Genomic DNA, 2,923 nt, shown 5'->3' with positions numbered 1-2,923 from the left:
TTGTATGGCATAATATTTTGATTATCGCTATTGCGACGATATTATTTGGAATTGCGGGTGGCCTGTATGCGAAACATAAACAACACACAGATTATGCATCAACCAGAAACTTGATGACAGAACGGTCGTACCGTGGTGCCTCTGCTAATGAAGAGGTTCAAGCTGACATTAATTTGGGCAAGACTTTTGCCAAAATTATTGAGAGTAAAGATGTCGCGCAAATGGCTCATCGGAAGTTACCTAAAGGTATTAAAAAAGAATACAGTGCAACACAAATCAGCTCAATGGTGGATGCCTCTCCAGTGATGCAAACGACAATGGTAAAAGTGAGTGTTAAGGCAAAAACAGCAAAGGATTCTTCAACAATCGTTAACGCAGTTACAGATGCAGCGGCTAAAAAAATACCTCAAGCAGTACCTTCAGTAGGGAAAATTTCATTGTTTGCAAAGGAAAATTCAAATGATGCGCAAAGTAACACCTCACCGTCGATAAAAAAATATACATTGATTGGTGCAGCAGCAGGTTTTCTTTTGGGAATGGTAATTGCATTTTCAATTACTACTTGGACCAAGCTGAGTTAATTAGCTCTTTATTAATTAATACTGATAACTAATCTTTATCATGGGTTATTAAATTTGTTTATAATTATAAAAGGAGTTGGATAAAATCTTCGGGATTTTTCCAACTCCTTTTTCGTTTGGCCTATTTTTAGTGCTGGTGGGTAATTAGGTAATTGTTATGTTCTTGTACGATGTCAGAGCTTATGTATAAAACTATCATCTATAATATCGTTTTTTCTATTTGTTTTGCTTGATTATCAATACTAAATTTTTGCAGATTGTCGTCTATATAATTTCTCTTCTTTTTGATTTTCAAGCTCTTTTCTAGTTCGTCACTCCAATCCTTTATATTCATTCCGTTGATTTTTTTAATGTTATCTGTTGCAAAGATATCTTCGACATTTGTATCCGAAGCTAAAATTTGTAAGTTACTAACTTGTGATTCTAATGCTACTAGTGAAAGTCCCTCATACATACTAGGAAACAATAGTGCATCCATTGCTGAGTACCACTTATTAATATCTTTTGAAAAATCAAACTGATCTACGCAGTCACGAATCCCTAATGTTTGGATTGCTTCATTAATTTGACCTTTTAATGGTCCCTGACCAAACATTAAAAATCTTGAATTTGGGTTATTTTTATGAAATTCTGCAAAAACTGATAATGTAAATAATGGATTTTTTCTTTTTTGAAGGACACCAACGAATCCTATTAATTCTGTGTTATTCTTAATTTTCAATTGGTTACGTAATTTTTCTCTGTTTTCAGTAGAGAAAGCAAACTCAGGGATATCAATTCCATTTATGCTAATTAAAACATCTTTATCATCATTAAACATCCATATTGCTGCTTCTTTAGAAGTAGCAATTTTTTTATCAGCGTATTTGTTAAAGACCTTTTTTCCATGGTTGTTAACAGCTATTAAAGTCCTCATTAATACCTTATTAGTAAACTCATGACTAAAATAGGAGTTATGCGAGTGACATACAACTTCTTTTACTCTTCCATAGCGTTTGGCATAAATTATTGGCAGATAATTCCAAGACGAAGAATAATTGAAATATGCGATATCAAAAGTATTGTTCTTAAAAAAGTGTTTCCACCATTTCCAATGTTTAATTGGATTTTGAGTAACTGGAATAACTCTATGAAGTTGCCATCCTAATTCTTTGCATGTTTTATCAATTTCGCCTTCTTGATCAGTCCCATAACCTACTGCGGAGATTTGACATTTATTAGCTGGAAAGCGGCTGAAAACATTTAAAATAACTTGAGTTAATCCGCTACCACTAATGAAATCTCCAACTACAAGAATCTTTTTCATTTATTTTCCCCTTACTTTTACTTAATTATTAGCGTATCTTAACGCTTTATATCTAAACAGGATAACGAATCCAAAAAGGAATCTACCTTTCAGATGGAGACGTTTAGGATGTAATTTGATTATTAACCGAAGACGTTCACTAAAAGGAATGTTTTTCAAAAGTGAAACATAACCAGTTAAGTATTGTTGATCAATTCCTTTCACATGATCATTAAATAGTCTTTGAAATTCTTGGAGCATTATAAATGTTTTTAAAATTAAATCTTCTTCATGTTGAAGGTGAAATAACCTTTTTAATAAGGTAAACAGATTATTTTTTTTACTTCCTTCGACATTATCACCGTGTTGACGATAAAGAATGGTGGGTTTGTGGATGTATATGAGTTTACCTAAAGTTGAAGCAATTAAAGCTATCCACCAGTCATGAAGATAAAGTTTATTGACATTAGTTAAATTTAATTTTAATTGGGACTTTAATTGTTGATTGATCATCATCGTGCATCCAGTAACACAATTTCCAAACAAAAAATGTTCAAAATCGAACCAGTAATTTTTGCCGTTCATTAATCTAAGGGGATGCAACTGCCGATCCACAACTTGAAGCTCAGAAAATACACATGCAGGTTGCTCATTTTGAGCATATGGGGTAATGGCATTGACAGATAATAGTATTTTATCCCTTTTCCAAACATCATCCTGATCACTAAACATATATAGGCTCTCTTCGATGTTGTTAAGTAATTCTAAGAATGATTTAGTTACACCAACATTTTTAATATGATTTTTATTCACAAAGGTTATCCGTGGATCCTTATCTTCGTACATACTAAGTATTGTCGGGGTCTTATCATGAGAACCATCATCTCTAATATATAGGTGCCAATCAGTATAAGATTGGTTAATAATTGAATCAATTTGTTCTTTCAAATACCTTTCACCATTGTAAGTAGACATTAGAATAGCGACTGTCACTTCATCACACCCCGTTAAATAAATTAATTCCTATCTTCTTAATAATATATTTAGTATAATGGAT

At 32.4% G+C, this 2,923-nt stretch carries 3 protein-coding genes; 1 reads left to right on the top strand and 2 read right to left on the bottom strand.

All coding sequences use genetic code 11. The features are described from left to right. On the top strand, positions 1–581 hold a 581-nt coding region (locus H5975_RS07715; RefSeq protein WP_204785554.1), incomplete at its 5' end, for a Wzz/FepE/Etk N-terminal domain-containing protein. 199 nt (positions 582–780) lie between these two features. Here H5975_RS07715 and H5975_RS07710 read toward each other — a convergent pair. After that, positions 781–1,887: a glycosyltransferase gene (locus tag H5975_RS07710; RefSeq protein WP_204785553.1), complete on the bottom strand. Its 1,107-nt coding sequence runs from the start codon at positions 1,885–1,887 to the stop codon at positions 781–783. 21 nt (positions 1,888–1,908) lie between these two features. Further along, positions 1,909–2,859, bottom strand: a complete 951-nt coding sequence (locus tag H5975_RS07705) for a glycosyltransferase family 2 protein (RefSeq protein WP_342590545.1) — start codon at positions 2,857–2,859, stop codon at positions 1,909–1,911. Positions 2,860–2,923: the final 64 nt, after the last annotated feature.

Source organism: Limosilactobacillus coleohominis (assembly GCF_016901675.1).
GTDB classification, from domain to species: Bacteria; Bacillota; Bacilli; order Lactobacillales; family Lactobacillaceae; genus Limosilactobacillus; species Limosilactobacillus intestinavium.
The sequence above is the reverse complement of the archived record's forward strand: the minus strand, read 5'-3'. Positions and strand labels throughout refer to the sequence as shown.

What these genes read in the sequence shown, in the direction of transcription:
- H5975_RS07710 (WP_204785553.1), bottom strand. Translation starts at nt 1,887, where the DNA reads ATGAAAAAGATTCTTGTAGTTGGAGATTTCATTAGTGGTAGCGGATTA.